We start from the raw sequence: 25,979 nt of genomic DNA on the forward strand, positions 1-25,979 counted from the left end.
TGCCATAAGCCGCGCTGGAGGCCGTTTGCGATCCCGACGAACAAGTCTGAGCTCTATTGGAATTGGTGGAGAGAAACGCGTTGTTACCATTCAGGGCAAGACCACGAATATCACTGCCAGTAACCGTGCAGACCTTGTAACCGCCAACACCATCATCGCAACGGGGACTGTTGTTCTGATCGGGCTGGATAGAGCAGAAGTTGAGTGGCAAACCGCCTGTACCATTGATCTTGGGATTGTTAAGCTGGATGAGCTGGTCACCGCTGATCTGGTGGCAAGTATTATTGTTGTTGCCATGATGCCCCTGCACCACAGCAGGGAAAACTGTGCCTATGTCGATGGGATCGAATGCCCAAGCCTGACTACAAAGAAGGGCCAGCCCCCATAGCCATTTCATCATAAACCTCCATCATAGGCTTCAGCCGTCACTGTCCTACTCACGGCATAATCGGGGTTGGTACTGCCCAGATCGGTCGAGCCACAGGAGCCGACACTGAGCAGACGGTAACCATTGGTCACCTCTCCGTTATAGGTCACAGGTTGTTGTACGCAACTGATCCTTGCCTCGCAGCCAGCCAGTCCAGAATTGCCATTAAACACAGGTGATGAGAGTACCCACTCGCAACGATCAAGCGGTGATGGCGATGTAGGTCTATTTGGAAACAGCTGATACAAGGCAATCTCCAGCCCGCTCTGGGCGGCCAGCAGGGCACGCACGCTGCGCACCTCCACCGTATTTTTCTCGCCGCTATCGACCAGAAAACGGCCCATGGCAGCCGCCAACAGTGCCATCACCACAATCACAAACAGGGCGATCATCAAGGCACTGCCTCGCATCCGTCCGAAAGCCTGTGGATCAGGGCACATTGAACACCTCTATCTTGTGGTTGAAGGTGACCGACTCCCCCTTGCGCTCGAAGACAAAGCGCATGCCAAACTCCCCTTCGGCGTTAAACGCCGAGGTTTCCCGATAGAAGGTGCCAATACGAAGGGAATCCGCCATCAACACGCCCTGTGCAGGTAAGGGTGCTCCAATGGGGGCTGTGGCACGGGTCAGCGTGTTTCCTTCCACACAGTAGCGAACCTGCTGGTTGGCAAAGTAGACCCGGCTGCCTGGAGAGAGGCCAGTCAGACTCTCGGCACTGGTATAGCCGATAGTTTGCGCTCCGGATACGGGCGTCAGCACATCCGTGACCCTGGCTACGCAGCGGCCATAATCGCAGCCTGCAGTAAGCGAACCGACATTTTTGTCCGGCACGGGGAATACAATCAGCTGATCGTCTTTTTTAACGGCGGTGACATCCACATCCAGCGGATTGGCAGCAGAAGCCGGGGTCGCCATCACCAGCTCAAGGGTGGCCGTGCTCCCCGACATGGCGCGGTTAAGTGCCAGATAGCGGCTCGAGGTGCTGATGGGCCAGAACCGCAAACAGGCACCGGTGTCGTCCCATGTCCCGCCAGTCGTCTCGATCCGCTCCGAGCCCGGCACCGCATCGCGCAGTTCGCGGTTAAGCCGCTCCATGGCGAAGCGGGCATCGCTCATCAGCTGCTCACGACTGCTGGCATCGCCATAAATCTGGGTACCGATACCGATAAACTGGCTGGTAAAGGTCGCCATAATCCCGAGCAGCAGGATAACCATCACCAGCTCGACCAGGGTAAAGCCACGATTACCCCGAGGTTTACGGTAGGTCCGATTGGCCGCCAGGCGTAATGGAACGCCGGAAGTGGTTACAGGCGCGGACATTCGGACAGGCAAGCAACACCCGACAGCGGAGCGATCCATCAGTAATTACCCCGATAAAAAGAGAAGTCGAGCACGCTCTGATCCGGTAGCTTGATCTGCAGATCAATACGCTTGCCCACAGAACAGGGGGCGGCACAACTCCTGAAGGTGCCGTCGCTGAAATCGGCTCCACTCACCGCAATTTTCACCTGATAGTTGCGATACTCCTCGCTGCTGACTCCCGCCTCAGTTTGGGTCAGGGTGTTGGCATCCACCCAGTCACCTGCGGTATCGAAATCATCCACATCGTTATAGGCATAGGATGCGGGCTCGCCATCCGGGCCATAACTGGTGGAGCAGGAAGAGATGGTCACCCCTGCCACCTGCTCGCCACAACGATAACGACCACCGTTATGATCCGAATGTTCATCAAACGACTTTTGCAAGATCTCGCCGGAGAGGCGCTGGGCCAGCTGGGTGGCGCGTACCTGCTGCACTGGGTCTACCGCCTGCGGCGCCTGATTGATAAGCAACCCCAAAATGCCGGTCAAAGCCACCGCCAGCAGCACTATGCCAACGATCAGCTCAATCAGGGTGAAACCACGCTTAAGGGATCTCATGGATAAACCCCTCGGATTCAATCTTGATACGGCCACTCTCGCGACCATCGGTGACTTGCAGCTCGCAGCCACCGGCGCAGCTAACGAGCGGGCGGCCCATTTGATCAAAGCGGATAACAAAAGGAGGCGTGCCCTTGTTCGAGGAGAGGGAGATCCCGACAGGCAGGGTCACCGGACGACCACGGGTGAGCTGATTAGCGTTCCAGCTAGATATAGCCGCAGGATCGCCACAAGGGGAGAGCGTGCTGTGGCCAAACTGGCCCGCGTCAACCCGCAGTGAGGTACAACGATTGGCCGGTTCGTGCATATTGACGGTCTGTACCAGCCGCAGCCGGGTCAGCAGCTCGTCGCGCACGGTTTGAGTTTCAAAGCCGCCTTTGCCCAGCCATTTTGGCACGGCAAAGGCGGCCAGAATCCCGAGTAACAGGATCACCAGTACCAGTTCAATGAGGGTAAAACCCTTATGCCTTGACTCTAACATGTCAATAGAAAGGGTAGGAATTGACTCCTACCCTTTCCATCATCCAATTACTTACAGCCAACCAAACTGATGGTCGGTGTACCGTTAGAAACGGTAACTTCCTTGTAGGTAACAGAACAGCTGTCACCTTTACCGCTTGGAGCAAAAGTTATGGTGTTAGCTGCTACAGCCCCAGAAACTTTCCAACCATCCAGTGCCACCGCCTCGCTGATTGTGGCTGCAGTTGGATAGCCATATGCTACAGCAACTTTATCGATTGGAGCGGCCATAGAGATAGGCCCAGCACTGGTCTCATAGCCATTCAGAACAGCTTTGCTATAAACCAGCGCAGAAGCACTTTGCAGGGCAGCTTGTACGCCTTGTGCAGCAGACTTACGAGCATCATCCTGCAGATTCAGGAACTTGGGTGCAGCGGTGACCGCCAGAATACCCAGAATGATGATCACGATAACCAGTTCGATCAGGGTAAAACCCGCCTGTTTTTTCATTTCACTTTCCTCTGTTAATTAATATTTGTGGTCACCTGACCGGACGCCGGGCGGTAACTGAAACTCATAAATGCATCAGTCTTGCCTTGCGGATCCTGATACTTGCCATCACTGCCCTTACTCAAACTATTGACCAAATAGTAACGGCAGACCGAATCCAGTCCATTACTGCTCACTGTGGCATAGTATTTCAGGTCATTGCCGCTACCGCGCACTTCATTGAAGCTGGCCGTAGCCTTGGGCGGGTTTTGCAGTAACCCCTCCCAAATATTGAGACAACGTTCGGCGGTCAGATTAGCGGGATCCACATCGGGATTACCGCTTGCAACGGTATCCATGGGATAGCCAGGCGACAGCTCGCCGTTGCTGATCTGGGTATCGGTCGGAGTGGTCAGATAGAAGCGGCTGCCGTCATAGAGCACGGTATTGAGACTGTCCTGTTTGGCGCGACCTTCCGCCTCCCATTGCGCCCGCACCAGTGAAACGCCGGTAGCAAAACCGCCGGAGACTCCCTCGACGCTGGCCTTTTTCGCTTCATCGGTCACATCGAGAAAGCGTGGCAGTGCAGTCACCGCCAGGATCCCCAGGATCACGATAACGATCACCAGCTCAATGAGGGAGAAGCCGGCAGACCGTCTCCTCATCCCGTTTTCCGGCATTGTTGGTGCCATTGGTTTCATTGTCATGCTCCCTCCGTAATGCCCCACATTATTTCATGCAGGCCCAAAAAAATCATGTAGTTGGGTCATATGATTAGTTTCATTCAAGGCTTTTTCATCACCCGCCCGTCAGAAAACTGATAAACAAGCCAATAACCATCCCACCCCATCTCGCAACCACTGCCATCGGGGCGGGCCAGAATCTGCAGAGGAGGCATGCCCCCCTTCGTCTCACCCATCAGAGCCAACCACAACTGACGGCAATTTTCCGAAGGGGATTGCAGCGGCACTAACCCCAGGGGCCACCCTCGGGCATCAAACTGCCACCCCTTGCCGGCGACATGCAGTGTCTGCGGGCGCCGCTCATCGAGCCAAATGCCGTGCAAACGCTGTGCCCGCTCGGCAAATTGCTCCCCCAGCAAGGTGAGAGTGAGCTGCTGCGCCTCTTCCCGGTGGCCCTGATAGCTACGCACCAGGGTCGCCACGATCACCATCAGCAGGATGATCACGGCGATCCGCCGATATCCTGTCAGCCAGCGATCATCTTGCTGCGTCTGTCTGCTCATCCAGCCCTCGACTCCACCGATCACTTGCCTCTTACGGCTCTCATCATGTCCCACCATTCAAGCGTGAAGATGCCGAGTTACTTGCCGCGAACAGCGCGCATCATGTCCCACATGGGGGTGAAGATACCCAGCGCCAGGATCAACACCATTACTGCTACGATCCCGATCAGGATCGGCTCGATGCGGGCGGTGAGACTCTTGAGGTCATAATCCACCTCCCGCTCGTAATACTCGGCCGCTTCGTGCAGCAGGTCATCGACCTGACCTGTCTCCTCACCCACGGCGATCATCTGCATCACCAGCGGGGTGAACAGGCCGCTGCTGCTGGCGGTGCGCAGCAGGCTCTCGCCCCGCTCGATACCGGCGCGCATATCCCGCACTCGCCCCGCCATATAGGCGTTATCCACCGCATCGGCCACCAGGGTCAGCGCGGTGTTCAGCGGCACCCCTGCCTTGAGCATCATGGAAAAACTGCGGGCAAAACGGGCCAGCAGGGAGCGCTCTATGATGGTGCCGACGATCGGCAACTTGAGCTGCCAGCGGTGCCAGGTCAGCTTGCCCTTGGTGGTGGCGACCCAGCGGCGCCAGCCGAACACCATCCCAGTCAGAATGGCGAGCAGCAGCCACCAGTAGTTGACAAAAAAGTGCGAGGTGGCGAGCAGAATGCGGGTAGCCAGCGGCAACTCCACCCCGAATTTGGCGAACATGCCAGCAAACACCGGGATCACCATGATATTGAGGATCACCATGGCGATACCGATGGCGATCATCACGAAGCTGGGGTAGCGCATCGCGGTCTTGATCCGCTTGCGGGTCTCCAGCTCCAGCTCGAAATAGTTGGCGAGCTGCAAAAAGGCCTCTTCCAGCTGACCGGTGTTCTCACCCACATGGATGATGGCGACAAACAGGCTGCTGAATACCTTGGGGTGCGCCTGCATCGAGCTGGAGAGCGGGCGGCCGTTACCGAGATCCTCCCCCAGCGAGTGCAGCGCCCGCTTGAGCGGCTTGCTGTGGGTGCCCTCCTCCAGCCCGGCGATGGCACGCAGGATCGGGATCCCGGCCCGGGTCAGGGCATACATCTGGCGGCTGAAGATCACCAGCTCGTCCAGCTTGACGCCCCCTTCCAGCAACAGTGACCAGTCGATGGCGGCGGACTTGGCCTTGCCCGGTTTGAGCTCGGTGGGCATCACGCCACGGCGCATCAGCTGCTCGGCGGCCGCCATCTCGTTGGCCGCTTCGACCACGCCACTGGTGGCGTTGCCCTGGCTGTCACGCCCCTTGTAGGCAAAGTTAGCCATCGCTTACCCCAAATCCTCGGCCAGTCGCAACACCTCATCCACCGAGGTGATCCCCTGACGGGCATAATCGAGGGCGGTGAGGGCCAGCGGCCGGTAGTGTTCGTGTTGACGGGCCGCCTTGGCGAACCCTTCCGCATCGTTGCGGCGCAGGGCATCCATCATCGGCTGATCCAGCTCCAGTAGCTCGTAGACCCCGATCCGGCCGGAATAACCGGTAAAGTTGCAGCTCTGGCAACCCCGGCCCTTGTGATAGGTGTGTTGGCCGGGCGCCTCGCCGGAGAGTACGGTGAGCCAGGTGGCCTGCCCTTCGTCGGGCGCCTTCTCCTCGACGCAGTGCTCACATACCCGCCGCACCAGCCGCTGGGCGACCACCGCCCGCAGGGCGCTCGCCACCAGATAGCCGGGCGCCCCCATGTCGATAAGGCGCAAGGCACTGGTAACCGCATCGTTGGTGTGCAGGGTGGTCAGCACCAGGTGACCAGTGATGGCGCCACGCAAGCCTATCTCCACCGTCTCGTTGTCACGCATCTCCCCCACCAGCAGGATGTCCGGATCCTGACGCAGGGTGGAGCGCAGCACGTTGGAGAAGGTGAGGCCGATCTTGGGGTTGACCTGCACCTGATTGACACGGGAGAGACGATACTCCACCGGGTCTTCTACCGTGATGATCTTGTTGCTGGACTGGTTGAGCTCGGAGAGCGCGCCATAGAGGGTGGTGGTCTTGCCGCTACCGGTCGGGCCGGTCACCAGGATCATGCCGTGCGGGCGTTTGAGCTGACGACGGAAACGGGTCAGGATCTCCGGCGGCATCCCGGTTTCGGTCAGCGACAGAATGCCGGAGGATTGATCCAGCAGACGCATCACCACAGACTCGCCATACTGCACCGGCATGGTGGACATCCGCACATCCACATCGCGGCCGCGCACCTTCATGTTGAAACGCCCATCCTGCGGCAAGCGCTTTTCGGAGATATCGAGCCCCGCCACCAGCTTGAGGCGCAGCACCAGCGCCTGGGCAATGCGCACCTCGTTGAGGATGTTCTCGTGGAGGATGCCGTCGATCCGCTGGCGAATGCGCAGCACCTTCTCGTCCGGTTCGATGTGAATATCCGACGCCCCTACCTGCACCGCATCCTCGAACAGGGAGCGCAGCAGCTTGGCCACCGTCGCCTCTCCCTCGTCGTTAGCCCCCAGATTGCTGGAGCCCAGCTCGAAGCCGGAGTCCTGATACTCCTCCTGCAGCTGTTCGGCGAAACTTTCAATCTCGCGGGTACGGCGATAGAGGCGGTCGAAATACTCCAGCAGTTGCCCTTCCCGCGCCACCGCCAGCACCATGATGCGCGGGCTGAGCAGGGCAGCGACGGCATCCAGTGCGCTCAGATCGGCCGGATCCGACATGGCCACCGTCACCTTGTCGTCGGTAAGGTTGACCGCCAGCGCCCGATAACGGCGCGCCTGCACTTCGGGCAGCAGCGGCACCGCGGCGGCGTCGATGGTGAGGTTGTTGAGATCAAAGAAGGGCACATCCAGCTGGCGGGCGAGGAACTGCAACAGCTGCACCTCGCTGATAAAGCCGAGGTCGATGAGAGTGGTGCCCAGCTTACGGCCGGTCTGACGCTGCTGCTGCAGGGCAAGCTGCAGCTGATCATCAGAGATGATCTGCTCTTGTACCAGCAGGTCGCCGAGGCGCATTTTCAGTCTGGGTTGTGCCATGTTTGCTCCGATCTCTGTTACTTCACACCCGTTGCCGCATCCGATTCCGCTTTGCTAATCGAACCTGCTGTTTATCAAGGGGTTAGTTGGCCAATTCGTTGTTCCAGCCAGTTGGTCGACGCCTCGCCGAGGTTGCCGTGCAGCAGGGCGTTGCGATAGGCATCGAGCGCCCGCTGGCTGTGGCCCTGACCATCCTCGGCCACACCGAGACCAAGCCACCAGCGGCCCTGATCCGGCTGCTGACGCAGCAGCTTCACATAGAGCGCCGCCGCATCGGCATTCTGGCCCAGCTCCTGAGTCAGCCCGGCCCAGGTGGCGTAGTAGTCCATGTTGCTGGCGAGATCCGGCTGATAACCGGACAACCAGCCAAGCGCCTGCTGCTGCTGCCCCTCGCTGATGGCAAGGCGGGCCAGTAACAGACGAAAATCGGCCTGTTGGGGATCGAGCCGGATCCCCTCTTCCAGCAGCTGACGCGCCTCGGTCAGACGGCCCTCGCCGTAGAGCAGCCCCGCCAGCTGCTCGCGCGCCCCCTGGTTGTAGGGGTCGTGGGCCAGCACCTGATAGTAGTTGTCCTGCGCATCCCGCAGGCTTCCCTTGGCCATGGCGGTGGTCGCCTTGCGCTCCGCCAGTGCTGCCAACTCCTTGGCCGACAGCTCGACCGTCTCGATCTTCAATACGCTCGGCTTGCGCGGTGCGCTGACAACTGCCTGCTGCTCTGCCGCCAGTTCGGCGTAAAGCTCGGGCTGCAGCTCTTCATCGGTCGGCTCCGTCTCGTCAACATCGCTGGAGGCATCAAAGGGCGCACCGTCGGCCATGCCATCCGAGTCACTCTCGCCTGCCTCATCATTCACCTCATCCTGACTTGGCAACGGCAGCGCGGCCGCCACCTCGACCGGCTCGGGCTGGCTGACCGGCGCGGCGGCCCTTGCCACCACATCGGGAGTCACCGCATCGGGGGCGATCACTTCACTGGCAGCAGTCACGGTATGAGTCTGCTGCCAGTAGATCCAGGTTCGCCAACCAAGGATCCCCAGTGCCAGACCGCAGATCAGGGTCAGCAGCAACATCCACCATCCCTGCTGGCGCGCAGGGGCAATATAGACAGCAGCACCTTCGGATCCTTGCTGGCGCCGGTCCAGATCTTTCAGCATCTGGTTGATAACGCTCATGGCCAGACTCCATAAGCCAGGGCGCACCCCAGCAACAGTAACAGGGGCCACCAGCGCCGTGGCGCAAAGCGGCGGGCATCGTCGGTATCGCGAATGGCGAGCCGTACCAGACGGCTATCGACCTGACGCACACCCTGACCATAGGCCAGCATCAGGCACTTCTGCGCCAGGATATTGATCAGTCTCGGGATCCCTCGCGATGCGCGCCACAACAGACGCATGGCGCGACCTGCAAACAGCGGTGCCCCGCGGTAACCGGAGACCTGCAATCTGTGCTCCAGATAGGCGCGGGTCTCGTCAAAACGCAGCGGCCGCAGGCAGTAGGAGAAGCCAATCCGCTGGCGCAGTTGGCGCAGATGCGGCTTGCCCAGTCTGGCATCCAGCTCCGGCTGGCCGAACAGCACGATCTGCAGCAGCTTGCTCGACTCGGTCTCGAGATTGCCGAACAGGCGGACCGCCTCCAGCGTCTCGTCCGGCAGCGCTTGCGCCTCGTCGATCAGCACCACCACCCGGCAGCCCTGCTGGTGCAGGCTGATCAGGTGACGATGGATACGATCGGTCAGATCCAGCTCGCTCTGATCCCGTACCGCCAACCCCAGCTCCAGCGCCAGCGCGATGCGCAGCTCGGCCGGAGTGAGGTGGGGATTGGGCAACCAGGCAAGCCGCACCGGACGCGCTTCCGAGCCCAGCTCGCTGAGCAACTTGCGGCAGAGCAGGGTCTTGCCGGTACCCACCTCGCCGGTCACCTTGATAAAGCCCTCCCCCTGCGCCAGCGCCCAGTTCAGCACCTGCAGCGCCTCTTCGTGAGGCGGCAGGCCGTAGTAGAAGCCGGTATTGGGAGTGAGGCTGAACGGTGCCTCCTGCAGGCCGAAGTGGGTCAGGTACATGAGACCTCACCTGCCACGGCAAGCAAGCAGCCTGTGCAGGCAAGGCAGCACAGGCCGTTCGGGATAGGGGTGACCGTATCTGGTGTCATGGGTCAGCCCTTGGCCGGATACCACTTGTCGAGCAGCTCGGAGGAGCGTTGCAGCTCGTTTTGCCAGGTATCTTTCTCCACCACGGTCGGTTTGAGCATGATCACCAGCTCCACCTTCTTGGTGCTCTCGCGGCGGTTGGTAAAGGCTTCACCCACCCAGGGAATATCCCCCAGCAGCGGCACCTTGCTGACGATCTCCTGCTTGTCGGTCTTCATCAGGCCGCCGATAACGATGATGTCACCGTTATTGGCCTGCACCACGGTATCCGACTCACGGATCGAGCTCTTGGCGAGCGGCAGTTGCAACTTGCCACCCGAGGTACCCATGTCGATCACCTTGTTTTGCTCTTCGGTATCGATAACCGAGGGATGGATATGCAGCAGCACCTTGCCCTCTTCATCGATCTGCGGCGTTACGTCCAGTGCGATACCGGAGAAGAAGGGGGTCAGCTCCACGTTAGGCGTCTTGTCTGTGCCCGTCGAGGTAGTGGTAATGGTGGTGGACGCATTGGTGACGTAATACTCGTCCGTCCCCACCTTGATCACCGCCTTCTGGTTGTTGGTCGCGGTGACACGGGGACTGGAGAGGGTATTCACATCGCCCTGGGTCTTGAGCAGGTTGACCGCCACATTGAAGTTGCCATCAGAGATCTTGAAACCGGCGCCGCCACCCAGCGCACTGAAGATCTGGTTGGGGGTGCTGGGCAGCTGAGTATTGGCAAGCGACTGGCCACCGGTAATCCCCTTGTTGCCATCCCAGCTGGCGGAGAGACCGCTCCAGTCCACCCCCTGCTCATACCCTTCGTTGAGGGCAACTTCGATGATCCGTGCCTCCAGCACCACCTGCCGCTTGAGGTGACTCTCGGACTGAGTCAGGAATTCACGCACTGCCTTGAGCTCTTTCGGATAGGCGCGGATGGTGACCAGACCCGCCTGCGGGCTGGTGATCACGGCGCGACCGTCACCCGTGCCAATCAGGGTCTGCAGGGAGTCGCGCAGATCGGTCCAGTAGTCGCTGTTGGTGTCAGTCTCGATTCGGGTACCGTTGTTGTTGTCACCGCTCGAGTTGCTGCTGGTTGAGCTGTTGCTGCCGCTGTTGTTGTTCGACGCACTGTCAAAACTGCTGTCGCTGCTGTTATTGCTGTCATTGGCCGTCACCCCGCCGGTGCTGACCGAGGTGCGGGAGAGACCACGACGGGACATCATCAGGTAGTTGACCGGGATGGTTTCGGTGCGCAGGCCCGCCGGATAGATATGGAAGACATTGCCCTTGCGCTGCACGTCGAAGCCGTACATGTCGCCCACCACCGCCAGCACCTCTGGCAGAGTCACATCCTTGAGCTCGACGGAGACCTGCCCGGCCACCCCGGGGTGAACCGCCACGCTGTAGCGGGAGCCCTTGAACAGGGAACCGAAAAACTCTACCGCCTCCACGTCGTGAGCCGCGATACGCAGCCGCTTCTCCGGCATGCCGACCGGCATCTGCGGCCGGTTCAACTGCAGCAATTCACTTTGCACCGATTTGGGCAACGCGGTCAGAGGGGCAGCCTGTTTCTGCTGTTCGTTCATGGCCTGTTTGAGGGCATCCTTCGCCTGGGTCGGCTCGGGGTGCTGATACGTGGTACAGCCTGCAGCCATCATGGCCACGGTGATCAGACAGAGACGGTGTTTTTTCATGTAATTAGGGCACCCTGACTTGCAATTAAACTCGATAAAGCCGATTCACCTCTCGAGAGGCAAGCACGACTCAAACCCGGATCTTGCTGGCAAACAGTGTTACCGCATGGCGTTTTCCCGCCTTTTCCAGCACCACGGCATCGGCATTGATGGCCACCAGCGTATAGCCGTCCACCTGTTGCCCGACCCGATAACTCTTGCCATTGAGTACCGCCAGTGCCGGGCCATTGCCCAGCACCACACTCTGCAGCTTCGGCAAACCGGCACTGTTCTCGCCGGTCGCACGGGCGCCAACCGCCACATCAGCCAGTGGCGCGGTGGGATCCTGCAATACTTCGACCTGCTCCGCCTGTACCAGCAAGCTGAACAGGCAACAGCACAACGCAAACACTCTAGCCACGGATAAACTCCTTGCTGGTACTCAAGGTGTAGATCTCCATCTCCACCACCGCGCCGGGATAGGCTTTGACCTGATAGTCGAACTGCTTCCAGTAGAAGTGGCGCGGCAAGGCTTCCAGCGCTTTAAGATATTGATACACATCGAAATAGCCGCCTTCAAGCTGAAGCCGGATACCATGCTTGTAGAGATTGACCTTCTGCTCCCCCGCCATCAGCGGGGTAGGCTCCAGCGAACTGAGGGCCAGCATATGGAGATTGGCGGAGCGGGAGAGCAGCGCCTCCAGCACCAGCGGCATCTCGTGCGCCGGGATCAGATCGACGGTCTGGGCCTTGAGCTTATCGTCGATCCGGGCCAGATCCGCCTCGACCTGCGCCAGCTGGTCGCGAACTCCCTGATTGGGATCCCGCTTGAGCCGGGCCTGTTTGCCGAGGTTTTCCAGCTCCATGATCTCGAGGTCGCGCTCGGCGGCGCTCAGGGCCATGCGATCCTGCTGCAGGCGAGTATCGGCGCCATCGAGCCAGCCGTAGAGTCCGGCCGCGCCCAGCAGCACCAGACCAGTCAGCAGGATCAACACCCGCTCCCGCTGGCTCAACACGGCGATACGCTGGCCCCATGCCTGCCACTGTGCTTTCAGGTTCATCAGGGTTTCTCCCGCGCAATGCCGCTCAACTGGAAGGTCAGACGGCCTTCCTTGTCACGGCCGAGGGTCAGTTCACCAAACTCCTTGCCCACCAGACTCGGGGTCTGCTTGAAGCGATTGACCCAGGCCGGCACATCCTGACTGCGTCCGGCAAAGCCGGAGAGGTTGATCCGCCCTTCGTTGATCTCGATGCGCTGCAACGAGAGGTTGCTGTTGCGAATGCGGGAAAGATCCGCCATCACGCTGGCATAGCCCTGGGATTTTTGCAGGGTCAGGCTGCCCAATTGGCGCATCAGCCCCTGCTTGGCCGTCAGCTCATCCTGCTTGTTGACCAGTTGCTGTTGCAGCCGGGGATCTGCCTGATGGCGCGCCAGCTCGGCATCGAGCCGCTGCGCCTCGCTGCGCTTGAGTTCCAGCTCGGCAGAGCGCTGCGCCAGCGCCCGGCTGACCTGCTGCTGCTGCCAGCTGTAACCGACACCCGTCAACAGGATCAGCAGCAGCGCAAAGCCCCATACCAGCGCCATCTGATTGAGGCTGGCCCACTGCCGCTTGGGTCGAAACTCGGCGCCATAGAGGTTTATCTGACGTTTCATCACGCATCCTCCCCGATGGCGGCGGCATAGGCCGAGAGGTATTCGACGCCAGCCAGCACCGCCTTGTTGGCCATGGCGGAGACGGCAAAGCCGAAGGTCTGCTCCATGTGGCGCACCAGGGTACCGATAAAGGGCGAGGCGACGGCAAACTGCATCTGTCCCAACTCGGGCAATTTCAGCTGGCCCGCCAGATAGTCAAGAGAGCGCTGGATCTCCAGCGCCAGCGAGTCGAGCAGCATGCTGTCCGGCTCATGCTCCCCGGTCAGGCTGGTAAAACCGCGCAGCTGGCGGGAGAAGCAGAGCCCCCCCTGATGGAAGACCAGCAGTTGCAGATCCTGCCCCTTGGGCTGCCACAGCAGCATGCGCACGGTCTCGTCCGCCTCATAAAGAGAGGTCAGTGCCAACTCGTCGCTAATGATGGATTGCAGGGTGGCAATACCATTGATGGCATCGGCCAGCAGTTGCACCCGGCTCTTGGGCAGGCAGATCACATTGATGCGCGGACGACCGGCAGGCGGGGTGGGCAAATCGACATAATCCATTGCCAGTTGCAGTACCGGCTCGCTGACATAATCTTTTACCGCCCAGGGGAGCGCCCCCGCCATCTCGGCATCGGGCACTGCGGGTTTGTCGATCTGGATCTGTTGATAAAGGCTGGCGGCGAGGGCTACCCGCACCTTAGACTTGGCCAGCCCATGACGACTGAACAGCTCATTGATGGCAACAGCCCACTCCTGTGGGCCGTTAATAGAACGAGTCGCAAAAACGGGGGAATTGCCCACCGCTGCCAGCATGATCCTGTCATTGGCCAGCAACAGCCCCACCTGGCGGCTTGGCGTCGATCGCCTGAACAGTTGTTTCATGTGAGCTCGCCCATCAATAGTGGTTAAATGTGTGAAATATTAACATAAACAGCAAATTAGCTTCCATATAAAAGACGGACTCACCATTGCAAGCCAACCTTTCCGCCGAGTCAGAGGGTCAAGCCATCCTCCCTTCCCCCCTGCAACGCCTCCACCATCCGTTGCTGACCCGCTATGGTGTCGAGCTGTGGTGCAAGCGTGATGATCTGATCCATCCGGCCATCTCCGGCAACAAGTGGCGCAAGCTCAAGTACCACCTGCTGCATGCCAAAGAGCACGGCAAACGGCATCTGCTCTCGTTTGGCGGCGCCTACTCCAATCATATCCACGCGCTGGCGGCAGCGGGGTCCCAATCTGCTCTTCGTACTACCGGTATCATACGGGGCGAATATGACGCCGTCAGTAACTCTACCCTGCGGGATGCCCGGCGCTGGGGCATGGATCTCGTTTTCGTCGACCGCCAGAGTTACCGGCGACGGCAGGATCCCGACTGGCTGGCCCAATTCGATGCACCCGATACCCTGATCGTGCCGGAAGGGGGTAGCAGCCCGCTGGCCATCCCCGGGGTGGCGGAACTGGTCGGCGAAGTGCCCTTCTCGCCAGATCTCTGGGTACTGCCCTGCGCCAGCGGCGGCACTCTGGCGGGCCTGATCGCTGGCAAACGGGATCGGGAGCAGATCCTCGCCATTGCGGTACTGAAAGGAGGCGGCTTTATCGCTGACGAGGTGTGTCGCCTCCATCCCGCGGCTGCCAATATCCCCGGCTGGCGCATCGCGCTCGATCACCACGATGGTGGCTACGCCAAATTCAGCCCGGCCCTCTGGCAGTGGGTGCAAGATTTCAGTGCCACGACCGATCTGCCCCTTGAGCCTATCTACAGCGGCAAGGCGATGTGGGGGCTGTTTCGCGAACTGGCGGCGGGCCGCATCGCCACCGGCAGCAAAATCGTCTTCATCCACACCGGCGGTATGCAAGGGCTCGTCGGGCTGCGGGAGCAGGGCCGACTGTGAACCCCGCCTGACGGCAACCGCAAACAGCACCGCAAACAACAGAGGGTCGCCCCAAGGCGACCCTCTGTTGTTTATCTCAATCACCAGCCGGTTCCAGCACCAGCCGCTGGGGCTCGGCAAACCAGGGTCCCTGCCCGGCATGCACCCCGAGGTGGCGCAGCATCTTCCACTCGTCGCCACTCTCCACCCCCACTGCCAGCACCCGGGTGCGGGTATTGGCGCAGCCACCGACCAGACTACGTACCGCCATCTGGTTGACCTGACGGGCATGGATTTCCCGTACCAGGCTGGGGTGCAGCTTGAGGAAGTTGATCTCGAACTCCTTGATGTACTGGGTGCTCACCACATCCTGACCGGCATGATCGATGGCCAGCTGGCAGCCCAGCATCCGCAGGGAGCGCAGCGGCCGCTTGAGCGCCTCGAAGTGGCGGGTCACCTGAGATTCCGAGAGTTGCAGGATCAGCCGCTCGTTGGTGCTGCGCGGCAGCTGGAACAGGGCGAAGAAGAGCCAGCGCTGGAACTCGCGGTTGAGCAGGCTCTGGGCACTGAGGGTCAGACTGATGGGGCAGCTCTGCTCGGAGCGCTGGCGCAGCAGGGCGAGGGTCTGCTCCGCCACCAACCGATCCAGTTGCAGCAACAAGCCCACCTTCTCCGCCATCGGCATGAAGATCCCCGCCTGCAAAGCCCGTCCCTGCTCGTCGTGCAGATAGGTGAGCAGCTCCTGCTGCAACACCACCTGCCCCCGATCCTGCTGGATCGGCTGGGTATAAAATTCGATGCCGTGCTCTTCGAGACGGCGGCTGATCAGGGTGCGCCAGCGTACCGTCCCCTTGCTGCTCTGCTCCTCATCCAGCTGCTTCTCGTAGAGGAACCAACCGTTGTGGCCTTGCAGCCGGGCACTCTTGAGGGCCAGCTCCGCCTCCTCCTGCACCTTGAGCAGGCTGTCTTCTGCCTGATAACAGACGGCGCCGAGATAAACCGCTGTCTCGGGGTTGACCTCCTGCGGCCAGTGCAGCCGTTGCAGGCTCTTGAGCAGCTGGTTGGCGCTATCCACCATCTCGCTCTCGGACATATTGGGCAGCAACACCGCAAAAACCTGACCGGCATAGCGGGCCTGCAGGGCACCGTTGTGTTTGCGCACGAAGGCACCTATGGTGGCGCTCGCCTCCATCATCAAATCGTGCCCCAACAACTCGAACTGATCGGCCTCCAGCTCCTCCAGACAGGCGAGATCGATCAGCAGCACGCCGCCGCTCATCACGCTCGCCTCCATGATGGCGCTCTCCAGCCGGTTGTCGAAAAACAGCCGGTTGCCAATGCCGGTCATCTTGTCGACGAAAGCGTTGCTGCGAATGAAGTTGTCGAAGCGGCTGCGCTCCTTGCGGGCATCAGCCAGCTCGGCGAGCAGATGATCGAGGGCCTGACTGGCGGCCACCGGCCACTCTTCGGCGGGGTCATGGCTCAGTTTGGAGAGCTTGTCATCGAGGATCAGCTGGGCACGAATGCCCAGCAGCTCGGCCCCGCGCAACTGCTGGCGCAGCCAGCGGATGGAGTACCAGAGACCGAACACCACGATAAAGATCCCCAGCGAGATGCCGGACATTGCCTTGATGGAGTATTCCGCCTCCTTGAAGGGGCGCTCCAGTTTGAAGTTGGCCTGCATGCCGGCCTGATGGGGCAGCGGGTGGCTGTATGGTTGCAGCAGCTGTTCGTCGACCGGATTGCGCACATCGCGGAACCAGTAGACCCGCTGGTTATTCTGGCGCACCTCCAGCTCTACCACATGGGCAGCCCGCAGCAGGGTGGGCAGCCAGTGACTCATATCTTCCATGTCGTGAGCAACATCGAGCTGCTTGTCGAGCACTTCGACCAGCGCATCGACCTTCTTTTGCTGCAACTCCATGCCCAGCTCGCGAAAGCTGAACACCCCGCCAATCAGCACGGTCGCCATGGCTGCGATCACGCAAAGGGTGATAAATGAGACAAGCTGTGTAGTGAGTTTCATGCGCCTTTCCGTATGCCCGGCATCATCCATGTCGCCTCATGGTAGCAGCGGCGGAGTCACCATCACTATGGACGGGGATCCCGCTTCTGCAATTTAAGCGGGCAAGCATAACCCAAAGCAGAGGGAGAATACCAAGGATGACGGGCTACAGACGCGGGAAAGGGCGGGATGACAGACAGAAAAATGGTCCCTCAAAGGGGACCAAAAGGAACACTCATATCAAAACTAACACTCTGTGCTACTGACAAAAAACAGATACAGGAGTATTGAACACACGGTGAGTCAAACCGCAGGGCTACTCTAATGCAGTTCGGATAAGCTGAGCAATTGTCATTTATGACAGGTCAGCGATTGAAGCTAGCCAAAGTTAATAATAAACACATTTAAAATCATGCAGTTAAAAAATCAATCAACAAGTGTGACAAGTCGGACTCAAATTGATTGCACTAATGCTCTATGATGGCAAAGTCCATTTGTGTCTCATGAAACTGGCAGGTACTTCCTTTGCGTAAATCACCCGTCTGGATCGCTCTGTTGCTGTTCGTCCTGCCTGTCGTGGGCAGCCAGTTTCTCGGCCTGTGGTTTGCCAAGCCGATGACCTTTCATCTGCTGAAAGAGAAGGTTGCCGAGCTCAGGGGGGCCATGGCAGAACGCCACCGGGAGCTGGATGCCTCCATCAACAACCAGCTGGCACGATTTGAGTTCAACTGTGGTGCCAAAGACATGGCGCTGCTGCGCGATCCGCGCTTCTACAGCACTCATATCCGCCTGCAGGGGTTAGAACTCGCCTCCGGCAACAGCTGCTCCAGCCTGGGGGTGGGGATCCCGCTGATCAAGGAGCTCCAAGACAGCGGGCAGAAGTTCGGCAAACTGGGGGTCGCTGCCACCGTAGCTAAATACAATACTGAGCAGGAGCTAGTGGCCTATTACCGAACCGGCGGCAACCTCGCCTACTGGGTGCTGGATAACAGCTGGAGCCACGACCTGCTGCAACACCCTTGTAGCCACTGCTTCTATCTGGAGTTCAGCCGACAGGATAACGATGCAAGCACAATCCACTTTCCCCGTGGCGACAAGGAGATCAAACAGGAAGAGAGCAATATCAGCCTGAGTTTCTTCGATCCCAATGAGCTCACCAAACAGACGGTCTGGGCAGGAAAAGCGCTGGAGCAATATGCCTATGACCAACTCAATCACTACGGTCTCTGGTTCGGTATCGCGCTCGGCGCCCTGTTAAGCGTCACATACTGGTTGCTGCGCAGCTATCGGCGCTCCCTCAAGGGACTGCTGCAAACAGGATTGATACGCAAAGAATTTATTCCCCTCTACCAGCCGATAGTGGATGCCCGTACCCACCAAGTGGTGGGATTCGAGGCGCTGCTGCGCTGGCAGCGGGGAAACGAGCTGATCCCCTCGGGCACCTTTATCGAATATGCAGAGGAGCAGGGACTGATCCTGCCGATGACCGAACAGTTGCTGGAGCAGGTGATCACCGACCTGCCGCAGCTGGCACCGGAGCAGTGGGTCAGCGTCAATCTGGTGGCGGCCCATATCGAGCAACCCCTGCTGCGCTCCTTGCTCGCTCACAGCCAAAACCCCTCACCCACCCGGCTCACCTTCGAGCTGACGGAGCGCAAGCCGATCCTCGACATCAAAGCGGCCACCGAGGAGATCACCCTGCTGCAACAGATGGGGTATCACTTCAAGCTGGATGATTTCGGTACCGGCTACGGCGGCTTTGCCTACCTGCAGAGCCTGGGGATCCGCCAGATCAAGATCGACAAGATGTTCGTCGATACCATAGGCACCAACGACCTCAAGCGCAGCGTACTGGATGCCATCATCATCTTCGGTCGGGAATCGGGTATGGAGATGATCGCCGAAGGAGTCGAGAGCCAGCTGCAGGTCGACTATCTGAGCCAGCACGGCGTCTATCTGATCCAGGGCTACTTCTTCGGCAAACCCATGCCGCTGAAGATTCTGACCCACTGGCAACGGGAGTGGCAGCTGCAACACCAGAAGGCCAGCTAACGCAGAGATGGCAGGATTTGGCCGTGAAACGGTTTGGCCAGCGGCTCGACATCATCAGGTTGATGCTGGCGGTAGCGCCGTAACCCAGCCCGGCCATCAGGCGGGTAAATCCCCCTGCAGACCTGGGCCCGGCTCCATGGTGAAATCGAACCACCTCCTGCCACCCCTTATTTACATTCAGCAACAAAATGATCTGCCCTGACGGGGATAACAACCTTTATCATAAGGAGCCGGTTATTGCGCAACCGATAACCGTGCAGCCTGTTTACGTCATCCGGTCGTCCAGACCCCCAATAGAGAACCATTGCCTATGAAGACAGTTATCCGGCAAGAGATTGCCCTGCCCGTTGGCCTGCTGACCCTGCTCTTTTTCAAGACCCTGGGCAGTGACCTGCTGACAGAGACAACTCCGCTCGGGATCTATCTTCCGGTTTCGGCGGCACTACTGGCCATCGTCACCTGGGCCATCTTCTCGGTCGTGCGCCACTCCGATGCCCTCGCCATCAAGCTGGGCGAGCCCTTCGGCACCCTGATCCTCACCCTCTCGGTCATCTCGCTAGAGGTGGTGATGATCTCCTCGGTGATGCTGACCGGCGAGCCCAACCCCACCATGGCCCGCGATACCATGTTTGCGGTAGTGATGCTGGTGAGTACCGGTCTGGTGGGCTTCACCCTGCTGTTTGGCGGCTGGCGCTACCACACCCAGAGCTTCAATCTGGACGGAGTGAAATCCTATCTGGTGGCCATCATCCCGCTGGCCCTGCTCTGTCTGGTGCTGCCCAACTTCACCGAGGGCGGTGCAATCGGCAGTATGTCGCGCGCCATGTCGTGGATGTTGATCATCATCTCGATCCTGCTCTACGGGGTCTTTCTGCTGATCCAGACCCGCAGCCACAGCCACTTCTTCGTCGACAGCGATCACGAGGATTATGAGGAGCACCACGGCCCGCTGCAGAGCAACGTCTATCACACCATCCTGCTGCTCGCCTACCTGCTGGTGGTGATCCTGCTGGCCAAGACCCTGGCCATCCCCATCAACTACGGGGTGCATGTGATGGAAGCACCCGCCGCACTGGGCGGATTTATCGTGGCCTGCATCGTGCTGGCCCCCGAAGCAGTCGGCGCCATCAAGGCCGCCTTCAACAACCAGCTTCAGCGGGCAATGAACCTCTACTTCGGCTCTGTGTTGGCCACCATCGCCCTCACCGTGCCTGCCGTGCTCTTTATCGGCTCCATGCTGGATCAGGAGGTGCGCCTCGGCCTTTCCCCCGCCGATATGGTGCTGCTGGTCACGACCCTGATGGTCTGTAAAGTAACCTTCAGCAGCGGCCGCACCAATGTGCTCCATGGTGCGACCCATCTGGTGTTGTTCGTGGTCTATCTGTTCCTGATGTTCGAACACGAATAACCGCGTTCAACCAACGTCAGACACGCAAAGACCGCCCGATTGGGCGGTCTTTTGTTATCTGCTCCCGGCTCTCACCGGCGCCTGTGAAGCTGCTTCCCCCTCATCCCCAACCCTTCTCCCGCCAGGGGAGAAGGGTGATCAAGGCTTACAGGCTGGGCAGCACCCCGGCCGGGATCAGGTCGTTGTAGCTGGCGCGGCCCAGCAGCGCGGCGGCGGCTTCGATATCCGGCGCGAAGTACCTGTCCTTGTCGTAGAAGCTCACCTCTGCCCGCAGACGTCCCTTGGCCAGCTCGATCAGCTCGCTACTGCGCAGCGGCGCGCGGAAATCCAGCCCCTGTGCCGCCGCCAGCAGCTCCACCGCCAGAATGCCGCGGGTGTTCTCCGCCATGTCTGCCAGCCGACGACCGGCGAAGGTGGCCATGGATACGTGATCTTCCTGGTTGGCGGAAGTGGGCAGGCTGTCTACCGAGGCCGGATGAGCCAGGCTCTTGTTCTCGGAGGCCAGCGCCGCCGAGGTGACCTGGGCGATCATAAAGCCCGAGTTGACACCGCCGTTGTTGACCAGGAAGGCGGGCAGGCCCGACATGCGGGAATCGATCAACAGCGCCATCCGCCGCTCGGAGAGGGAACCTATCTCGGCGATGGCCAGCGCCAGATTGTCGGCAGCGAAGGCCACCGGCTCGGCATGGAAGTTGCCACCTGAGAGGATCTCCTCGTCATCGGCAAACACCAGCGGGTTGTCGGAGACCGCGTTGGCCTCGCACACCAGCACCTCGGCGGCGTGGCGGATCTGGGCCAGACAAGCCCCCATCACCTGCGGCTGGCAGCGCAATGAGTAGGGATCCTGCACCTTCTCGCAGTTGTGATGGGACATGCCGATCTCGCTGCCATCTACCAGCAGGTGGCGATAGCAGGCAGCCGCGTCGATCTGGCCACGCTGACCGCGCACCGCGTGGATGCGGGCATCGAACGGCCGACGACTGCCAAGGGCGGCCTCCACACTCATGGCGCCTATGGTGATGGCACCGGCGTAGAGATCCTCGGCATGGAACAACCCTTCCAGCGCAAAGGCGGTGCTCGCCTGGGTGCCGTTGAGCAGCGCCAATCCTTCTTTGGGTGCCAGTGCGATGGGTTCGAGGCCTGCAATTTTCAGCGCAGTAGCGGCGTCGATCAGCTCGCCCTTGTGGCGAGCCTTGCCTTCACCGATCAGCAAGCAGCTCATATGGGCCAGCGGCGCCAGATCGCCGGAGGCACCGACGGATCCCTTCTTCGGTACCACCGGATAGACTTCAGCGTTGATGAGGGTCATCAAGGCCTCCAGCACCGTCAGCCGGATGCCGGAGAAGCCGCGCGCCAGCGAGTTGAGCTTGAGCACCATCATCAGCCGCACGGTAGCGTCATCCATGTACTCGCCAATCCCTGCCGCGTGGGAAAGCACGATGGAGCGCTGAAGCTCGTCCAGCTGCTCCACCGGAATGCGGGTGTTGGCCAACAGGCCAAAGCCGGTGTTGATGCCATACACCACCCGGTTCTGCTCGATCACCTTGGTAACCACAGCAGCTGAGGCGTGGATCCCCGGCAGCGCGGCCGGATCCAGTGAAACATGTACCGGCTCGCGGCTGACGCGGCGCAGGGTGGCAAGATCCAGCTCGCCCGGAGTAATAGTCAATTCAAACATGGTGTTACACCTTTCCTTTGACACCGTTGGCGCCGTCAATCATCGGCAGATCCAGTTTCGCCTCATGGGCACAGTTGATGGCAATCTCGTAGCCGGCATCCGCGTGGCGCATCACCCCGGTGGCCGGATCGTTGCGCAGCACCCGACCGACGCGGCGGGCCGCGTCATCGGAGCCGTCGCAGACGATCACCACGCCGGAGTGCTGGGAGAAGCCCATACCGACCCCGCCGCCGTGGTGCAGGGAGACCCAGGTCGCGCCACCGGCGGTGTTGAGCAGGGCGTTGAGCAGCGGCCAGTCGGAGACGGCATCGGAGCCATCCATCATGGATTCGGTCTCGCGGTTCGGGCTCGCCACCGAGCCGGAATCCAGATGGTCACGGCCGATGACGATAGGGGCTTTCAGTTCACCGTTTTTCACCATCTCGTTGAAGGCCAGACCAAGGCGTACCCGATCCTTGACCCCGACCCAGCAGATCCGCGCCGGCAGCCCCTGAAACGCGATGCGCTCGCGGGCCATGTCGAGCCAGTTGTGCAGGTGAGGATCATCCGGGATCAGCTCTTTCACCTTCTGATCGGTCTTGTAGATATCTTCCGGATCGCCGGAGAGGGCCACCCAGCGGAACGGACCTATCCCCTCGCAGAACAGCGGGCGGATATAGGCGGGGACGAAGCCGGGGAAGTCGAACGCGTTCACAACCCCCTCTTCCAGCGCCATCTGACGGATGTTGTTGCCGTAATCCAGAGTCGCCGCGCCGCGCTCTTGCAGGGTCAGCATCGCCTCCACCTGACGGGCCATGGAGCGACGAGCAGCCAGATTCACCTCCTGCGGGGCACTCTGCTGCAGCTCGCGCCACTTGGCCACGCTCCAACCCTGCGGCAGGTAGCCGTGCACCGGGTCGTGGGCGGAGGTCTGGTCGGTCACCACGTCAGGGGTGATACCACGGGCCACCAGCTCGGCGAAGACGTCGGCGGCGTTGCCGAGCAGACCGACGGAGATGGCGGTGCCGCTCTGTTTGGCCTCTTCGATCATGGCCAGCGCCTCATCCAGACTGTGAGCCTTCTTGTCCACATAACGGGTGCGCAGACGAAAATCGATGCGGGTCTCGTCACACTCGACGGCGATCATCGAGAAGCCGGCCATGGTGGCGGCCAGCGGCTGGGCGCCGCCCATACCGCCGAGACCACCGGTGAGGATCCAGCGGCCCGCAGGCGAGCCGTTGAAGTGCTGATTGGCCACCGCGAAGAAGGTCTCGTAGGTGCCCTGCACGATCCCCTGAGTGCCGATGTAGATCCAGGAACCCGCAGTCATCTGGCCGTACATCATCAAGCCCTTCTTATCGAGCTCGTTGAAGTGCTCCCAGTTGGCCCAGTGCGGCACCAGATTGGAGTTGGCGATCAGCACCCGCGGCGCATCCTTGTGGGTCTGGAACACCCCGACCGGCTTGCCGGATTGCACCAGCAGGGTCTGATCCTCCTCGAGCCGGGTCAGCACCTCGACGATCTTGTCGAAGCAGGCCCAGTTGCGGGCAGCGCGACCGATGCCGCCATACACCACCAGCGACTGGGGATGCTCGGCCACCTCGGGGTCCAGGTTGTTCATCAGCATCCGCAGCGGCGCCTCGGTGAGCCAGCTCTTGGCGGTCAATTCAGTGCCGCGCGGGGCACGGATCACGCGGTTCGGATCATGACGGGGATCCTGCTGTTGCACAGACATACACACTCCTTGTTGTATCAATAGGGTGCCTTCGGCGATATGCGGCCAAAGGGTTAACGGGTCAACAGATGAACCAGCCGCGCGGCCACGCGGGCGCTGCGGTTATCCTGATCCAGCGTCGGGTTGTACTCGGCCAGATCGGCGAGCCTGAGCTTGCCGCTGGCCCGGATATGGGCAATGAGCGGTTCGATCACCGCCAGCTCCACGCCACGGGCGGCGGGGGCGCTCACTCCCGGCATCACGGCCGCCGGCAGCACATCGAGATCGATGGTCAGATAGAGGTGATCGCAGTGGGCGATAAAGGCATCCAGCCCGCTTAGCAAGGTGGGCAGAGCACGCTCGCTCATGGCTTCATCTTTCACATACCAGACCCCCAACTCGTCGGCCCGTTCAAACAGCGCCTGGGTATTGGCGGTCTCGGCCACCCCGAGGCAGGCGTAGCGAAACGGTGTGCCCTGAGCGGCGCACTGCTCGGCGATCTGGAAGAAGGGGGTGCCGGAGCTGGCCTGCTCCTGCTTCATGCGCAGGTCAAAGTGAGCATCGAGGTTGATAATGCCGACCTTGCCACTGCCACCCAGATGACGGTTAAGGCCGCTCCAACTGCCAAAAGCCACCTCGTGACCGCCCCCCAGCACTAGCGGGAAGTGGCCCAAATCGAGCGCAGCGGCGACCCGCTCGGCCAGATGGCCGTGGGCGGCGTCGAGATTGCCATCGGTACAGCTCACATCCCCACCATCGTAGACGGGGCGACTCAGATGCCAGGCGGTGTTGGCCAGCAGCTTGCGCACCGCTTGCGGCGCACCGGCGGCACCGACACGCCCCTTGTTGCGGCGTACCCCTTCATCGCAGGCAAAACCGAGCAGTACCACACCGGCAGCCTCTTGTGCCCCGGCGGCCCAGGGCTGCACCTCTTGCCAAGGCAGAACTTTGTCATGCCAGCGCAGGGCCAGTTCGCCATCTTCCGGATCCTGCCGCCCTTGCCAGAGCGACATATCGACCGGGTTGAACTTATCCATGAAGGGTCTCCTCGCCGTTGAAGATGCGACCTGCCAGCTGATCGACGCCAACCATGTAGCTCAGCTCGGCCGGATGGGCGCAGTGCCAGATCAGGAAATCGGCCGCCATCCCCACCCTGAGCTGGCCAAGGCGATCCTGCTCGCCGAGCGCTTTGGCGGCGTGGCGGGTCACCCCGACCATGGCCTCCAACGGGGTCAGGCCAAACAGGGTGCAGGCCATGTTCATCGCCATCCGTAGCGAGACGATGGGGGCCGTACCCGGGTTGATATCGGAGGAGACCGCCATCGCCACCCCCGCCTTGCGCAGGGCGGCAACTGGCGGCAGCTTGGTCTCTTTGAGGAAGTAGAAGGCGGTGGGCAGCAGGGTGGCGACCACGCCACGGTGGGCCAGCGCCAGGATCCCCTGCGGATCCAGATACTCCAGATGATCCACCGAGAGGGCGCCGAAGTTGGCGGCCAGCGTGCTGCCACCGAGATTGGAGAGCTGATCCATATGCCCCTTCACCGGTAGGCCGTACTGATCCGCCGCCAGATAGACCTGCTCGGTCTGGGCCAGCGAGAAGCCGATATGCTCGCAGAAGACATCCACCGCATCGGCCAAGCCCGCCTCGGCTACGGCCGGAATGATCTCTTGGCAGATGGTCTCGACCCAGCTGTCGGGATCGTCGCGATACTCCGGCGGCACCGCATGGGCCGCCAGCAGAGTGGTTTTGACCCGGATCGGCAACGCCTCTCCCAGTCGGCGGGCCACCCGCAGCATCTTGAGTTCGTCATCCAGCGTCAGGCCGTAGCCGGACTTGATCTCCACCGTGGTGACCCCTTCGCGGATCAGGGATGTCACCCTCGGCAACGCCAGCTCGAACAGTTGCTCTTCGCTGGCGGCACGGGTGGCACGCACCGTGCTGATGATGCCACCGCCCCGACGGGCGATCTCGGCATAGGGCACTCCCTGCTGGCGCAGCTCGAACTCCTCGGCACGGCTACCGGCGAAGACCAGATGGGTGTGACAATCGATAAGGCCGGGGGTGACCAGCTTGCCCTGCATATCCTGCCAGTGAGCAGGATGGAGTCCCTTAAGCTCGGCCATCGGCACCAGCGCGTGGATCTTGCCATCCTGCACGCCGATGGCGTGGAGCGGCAGCAGGCTGTAGTCGGCCAGCTCATCATTCAGGGTAGCGGGCGTCACGTTGAGCCAGACCCGCTCGCAGTTCAACAGTTCCTTGTTCATAGCGACCTCAAATGTATATA

25 protein-coding genes are annotated in these 25,979 nt (G+C 60.6%); 4 read left to right on the plus strand and 21 right to left on the minus strand.

Annotation, left to right across the window (positions count from 1 at the left end; genetic code table 11):
• The first annotated feature begins 25 nt into the window (after positions 1–25).
• Complete coding sequence (locus BN1139_RS21720) at positions 26–388, plus strand: hypothetical protein (RefSeq protein ID WP_232297602.1); 363 nt, start codon at positions 26–28, stop codon at positions 386–388.
• A gap of 8 nt (positions 389–396) precedes the next feature.
• Here BN1139_RS21720 and BN1139_RS02175 read toward each other — a convergent pair whose 3' ends face one another.
• The 16 genes from BN1139_RS02175 to BN1139_RS02250 form a co-directional block, all read right to left on the minus strand.
• Positions 397–819, minus strand: coding sequence for a hypothetical protein (locus BN1139_RS02175; protein ID WP_005348623.1), 423 nt, complete (start codon positions 817–819; stop codon positions 397–399).
• Positions 820–856: 37 nt separating this feature from the next.
• A complete protein-coding gene (locus BN1139_RS02180; protein WP_041202656.1) occupies positions 857–1,747 on the minus strand; it encodes a PilW family protein in 891 nt (296 codons plus the stop codon).
• 38 nt (positions 1,748–1,785) lie between these two features.
• Entirely contained in the window at positions 1,786–2,346 is a 561-nt protein-coding gene (locus BN1139_RS02185) for a prepilin-type N-terminal cleavage/methylation domain-containing protein (RefSeq protein WP_005348620.1), read from the minus strand.
• Complete coding sequence (locus tag BN1139_RS02190; RefSeq protein WP_005348619.1) at positions 2,333–2,827, minus strand: prepilin-type N-terminal cleavage/methylation domain-containing protein; 495 nt, start codon at positions 2,825–2,827, stop codon at positions 2,333–2,335. The genes BN1139_RS02185 and BN1139_RS02190 overlap by 14 nt, the downstream gene beginning before the upstream one ends.
• 47 nt (positions 2,828–2,874) lie before the next feature.
• Positions 2,875–3,315, minus strand: coding sequence for a prepilin-type N-terminal cleavage/methylation domain-containing protein (locus BN1139_RS21850; protein WP_005348618.1), 441 nt, complete (start codon positions 3,313–3,315; stop codon positions 2,875–2,877).
• 14 nt (positions 3,316–3,329) lie between these two features.
• Positions 3,330–4,001, minus strand: coding sequence for a prepilin-type N-terminal cleavage/methylation domain-containing protein (locus BN1139_RS02200; protein WP_005348617.1), 672 nt, complete (start codon positions 3,999–4,001; stop codon positions 3,330–3,332).
• Between the two features lie 77 nt (positions 4,002–4,078).
• Entirely contained in the window at positions 4,079–4,540 is a 462-nt protein-coding gene (locus tag BN1139_RS02205) for a hypothetical protein (protein WP_005348615.1), read from the minus strand.
• Between the two features lie 77 nt (positions 4,541–4,617).
• Complete coding sequence (locus BN1139_RS02210; RefSeq protein WP_005348613.1) at positions 4,618–5,838, minus strand: type II secretion system F family protein; 1,221 nt, start codon at positions 5,836–5,838, stop codon at positions 4,618–4,620.
• Between the two features lie 3 nt (positions 5,839–5,841).
• Positions 5,842–7,551, minus strand: a complete 1,710-nt coding sequence (gene mshE / locus BN1139_RS02215; RefSeq protein WP_005348611.1) for an MSHA fimbrial ATPase MshE — start codon at positions 7,549–7,551, stop codon at positions 5,842–5,844.
• 74 nt (positions 7,552–7,625) lie between these two features.
• Positions 7,626–8,720 (minus strand): tetratricopeptide repeat protein, encoded by a 1,095-nt coding sequence (locus BN1139_RS02220; protein WP_005348610.1) that lies wholly within the window; start codon positions 8,718–8,720, stop codon positions 7,626–7,628.
• A complete protein-coding gene (locus BN1139_RS02225) occupies positions 8,717–9,607 on the minus strand; it encodes an ExeA family protein (protein ID WP_005348609.1) in 891 nt (296 codons plus the stop codon). The genes BN1139_RS02220 and BN1139_RS02225 overlap by 4 nt, the downstream gene beginning before the upstream one ends.
• Positions 9,608–9,699: 92 nt before the next feature.
• Positions 9,700–11,373, minus strand: coding sequence for a pilus (MSHA type) biogenesis protein MshL (gene mshL / locus BN1139_RS02230; RefSeq protein ID WP_005348608.1), 1,674 nt, complete (start codon positions 11,371–11,373; stop codon positions 9,700–9,702).
• 70 nt (positions 11,374–11,443) lie between these two features.
• A complete protein-coding gene (locus tag BN1139_RS02235; RefSeq protein ID WP_005348607.1) occupies positions 11,444–11,773 on the minus strand; it encodes a SctD/MshK family protein in 330 nt (109 codons plus the stop codon).
• Positions 11,766–12,413 (minus strand): hypothetical protein, encoded by a 648-nt coding sequence (locus BN1139_RS02240; protein WP_005348606.1) that lies wholly within the window; start codon positions 12,411–12,413, stop codon positions 11,766–11,768. Before BN1139_RS02240 ends, BN1139_RS02235 begins: the two co-directional genes overlap by 8 nt.
• Entirely contained in the window at positions 12,413–13,006 is a 594-nt protein-coding gene (locus BN1139_RS02245) for a PilN domain-containing protein (protein WP_005348605.1), read from the minus strand. Before BN1139_RS02245 ends, BN1139_RS02240 begins: the two co-directional genes overlap by 1 nt.
• Entirely contained in the window at positions 13,006–13,869 is an 864-nt protein-coding gene (locus BN1139_RS02250; protein WP_005348604.1) for a type IV pilus biogenesis protein PilM, read from the minus strand. Before BN1139_RS02250 ends, BN1139_RS02245 begins: the two co-directional genes overlap by 1 nt.
• Before the next feature lie 86 nt (positions 13,870–13,955).
• On the opposite strand from BN1139_RS02250, the gene BN1139_RS02255 reads away from it, so the two are divergent.
• Complete coding sequence (locus BN1139_RS02255; protein ID WP_005348602.1) at positions 13,956–14,879, plus strand: 1-aminocyclopropane-1-carboxylate deaminase/D-cysteine desulfhydrase; 924 nt, start codon at positions 13,956–13,958, stop codon at positions 14,877–14,879.
• Positions 14,880–14,955: 76 nt separating this feature from the next.
• Here BN1139_RS02255 and BN1139_RS02260 read toward each other — a convergent pair whose 3' ends face one another.
• Complete coding sequence (locus tag BN1139_RS02260; protein ID WP_041202655.1) at positions 14,956–16,884, minus strand: EAL domain-containing protein; 1,929 nt, start codon at positions 16,882–16,884, stop codon at positions 14,956–14,958.
• Positions 16,885–17,388: 504 nt separating this feature from the next.
• On the opposite strand from BN1139_RS02260, the gene BN1139_RS02265 reads away from it, so the two are divergent.
• Together BN1139_RS02265 and BN1139_RS02270 are read left to right on the plus strand one after the other, a co-directional pair.
• The gene (locus BN1139_RS02265) at positions 17,389–18,915 is read left to right on the plus strand and encodes an EAL domain-containing protein (RefSeq protein ID WP_005348598.1); all 1,527 of its coding nucleotides are present in this window, start codon (positions 17,389–17,391) and stop codon (positions 18,913–18,915) included.
• Positions 18,916–19,225: 310 nt separating this feature from the next.
• A complete protein-coding gene (locus BN1139_RS02270; protein ID WP_005348596.1) occupies positions 19,226–20,323 on the plus strand; it encodes a calcium:cation antiporter in 1,098 nt (365 codons plus the stop codon).
• A gap of 145 nt (positions 20,324–20,468) precedes the next feature.
• Here BN1139_RS02270 and hutH read toward each other — a convergent pair whose 3' ends face one another.
• The 4 genes from hutH to hutI are packed head-to-tail and all read right to left on the minus strand — an operon-like array spanning position 20,469 to position 25,959.
• Entirely contained in the window at positions 20,469–22,001 is a 1,533-nt protein-coding gene (gene hutH / locus BN1139_RS02275) for a histidine ammonia-lyase (RefSeq protein ID WP_005348593.1), read from the minus strand.
• Positions 22,002–22,005: 4 nt separating this feature from the next.
• Entirely contained in the window at positions 22,006–23,715 is a 1,710-nt protein-coding gene (gene hutU, locus BN1139_RS02280; RefSeq protein WP_005348590.1) for a urocanate hydratase, read from the minus strand.
• 53 nt (positions 23,716–23,768) lie between these two features.
• Positions 23,769–24,731 (minus strand): formimidoylglutamase, encoded by a 963-nt coding sequence (gene hutG / locus BN1139_RS02285; protein ID WP_005348583.1) that lies wholly within the window; start codon positions 24,729–24,731, stop codon positions 23,769–23,771.
• Positions 24,724–25,959 (minus strand): imidazolonepropionase, encoded by a 1,236-nt coding sequence (hutI, locus tag BN1139_RS02290; protein ID WP_005348574.1) that lies wholly within the window; start codon positions 25,957–25,959, stop codon positions 24,724–24,726. The genes hutG and hutI overlap by 8 nt, the downstream gene beginning before the upstream one ends.
• Positions 25,960–25,979 lie beyond the last annotated feature (20 nt).

The sequence above is a fragment of the Aeromonas veronii bv. veronii genome (assembly GCF_000820225.1).
Lineage (GTDB): Bacteria > Pseudomonadota > Gammaproteobacteria > Enterobacterales > Aeromonadaceae > Aeromonas > Aeromonas veronii.

What these genes read in the sequence shown, in the direction of transcription:
- BN1139_RS02225 (WP_005348609.1), bottom strand. Translation starts at nt 9,607, where the DNA reads ATGTACCTGACCCACTTCGGCCTGCAGGAGGCACCGTTCAGCCTCACT.
- BN1139_RS21850 (WP_005348618.1), bottom strand. Translation starts at nt 3,315, where the DNA reads ATGAAAAAACAGGCGGGTTTTACCCTGATCGAACTGGTTATCGTGATC.
- hutU (WP_005348590.1), bottom strand. Translation starts at nt 23,715, where the DNA reads ATGTCTGTGCAACAGCAGGATCCCCGTCATGATCCGAACCGCGTGATC.
- BN1139_RS02260 (WP_041202655.1), bottom strand. Translation starts at nt 16,884, where the DNA reads ATGAAACTCACTACACAGCTTGTCTCATTTATCACCCTTTGCGTGATC.
- BN1139_RS02240 (WP_005348606.1), bottom strand. Translation starts at nt 12,413, where the DNA reads ATGAACCTGAAAGCACAGTGGCAGGCATGGGGCCAGCGTATCGCCGTG.
- mshL (WP_005348608.1), bottom strand. Translation starts at nt 11,373, where the DNA reads ATGAAAAAACACCGTCTCTGTCTGATCACCGTGGCCATGATGGCTGCA.
- BN1139_RS02185 (WP_005348620.1), bottom strand. Translation starts at nt 2,346, where the DNA reads ATGAGATCCCTTAAGCGTGGTTTCACCCTGATTGAGCTGATCGTTGGC.
- mshE (WP_005348611.1), bottom strand. Translation starts at nt 7,551, where the DNA reads ATGGCACAACCCAGACTGAAAATGCGCCTCGGCGACCTGCTGGTACAA.
- BN1139_RS02190 (WP_005348619.1), bottom strand. Translation starts at nt 2,827, where the DNA reads ATGTTAGAGTCAAGGCATAAGGGTTTTACCCTCATTGAACTGGTACTG.
- hutH (WP_005348593.1), bottom strand. Translation starts at nt 22,001, where the DNA reads ATGTTTGAATTGACTATTACTCCGGGCGAGCTGGATCTTGCCACCCTG.
- BN1139_RS02245 (WP_005348605.1), bottom strand. Translation starts at nt 13,006, where the DNA reads ATGAAACGTCAGATAAACCTCTATGGCGCCGAGTTTCGACCCAAGCGG.
- BN1139_RS02205 (WP_005348615.1), bottom strand. Translation starts at nt 4,540, where the DNA reads ATGAGCAGACAGACGCAGCAAGATGATCGCTGGCTGACAGGATATCGG.
- BN1139_RS02270 (WP_005348596.1), top strand. Translation starts at nt 19,226, where the DNA reads ATGAAGACAGTTATCCGGCAAGAGATTGCCCTGCCCGTTGGCCTGCTG.
- BN1139_RS02200 (WP_005348617.1), bottom strand. Translation starts at nt 4,001, where the DNA reads ATGACAATGAAACCAATGGCACCAACAATGCCGGAAAACGGGATGAGG.
- BN1139_RS02220 (WP_005348610.1), bottom strand. Translation starts at nt 8,720, where the DNA reads ATGAGCGTTATCAACCAGATGCTGAAAGATCTGGACCGGCGCCAGCAA.
- hutI (WP_005348574.1), bottom strand. Translation starts at nt 25,959, where the DNA reads ATGAACAAGGAACTGTTGAACTGCGAGCGGGTCTGGCTCAACGTGACG.
- BN1139_RS02250 (WP_005348604.1), bottom strand. Translation starts at nt 13,869, where the DNA reads ATGAAACAACTGTTCAGGCGATCGACGCCAAGCCGCCAGGTGGGGCTG.
- BN1139_RS02210 (WP_005348613.1), bottom strand. Translation starts at nt 5,838, where the DNA reads ATGGCTAACTTTGCCTACAAGGGGCGTGACAGCCAGGGCAACGCCACC.
- BN1139_RS02175 (WP_005348623.1), bottom strand. Translation starts at nt 819, where the DNA reads ATGATCGCCCTGTTTGTGATTGTGGTGATGGCACTGTTGGCGGCTGCC.
- BN1139_RS02180 (WP_041202656.1), bottom strand. Translation starts at nt 1,747, where the DNA reads ATGTCCGCGCCTGTAACCACTTCCGGCGTTCCATTACGCCTGGCGGCC.
- hutG (WP_005348583.1), bottom strand. Translation starts at nt 24,731, where the DNA reads ATGGATAAGTTCAACCCGGTCGATATGTCGCTCTGGCAAGGGCGGCAG.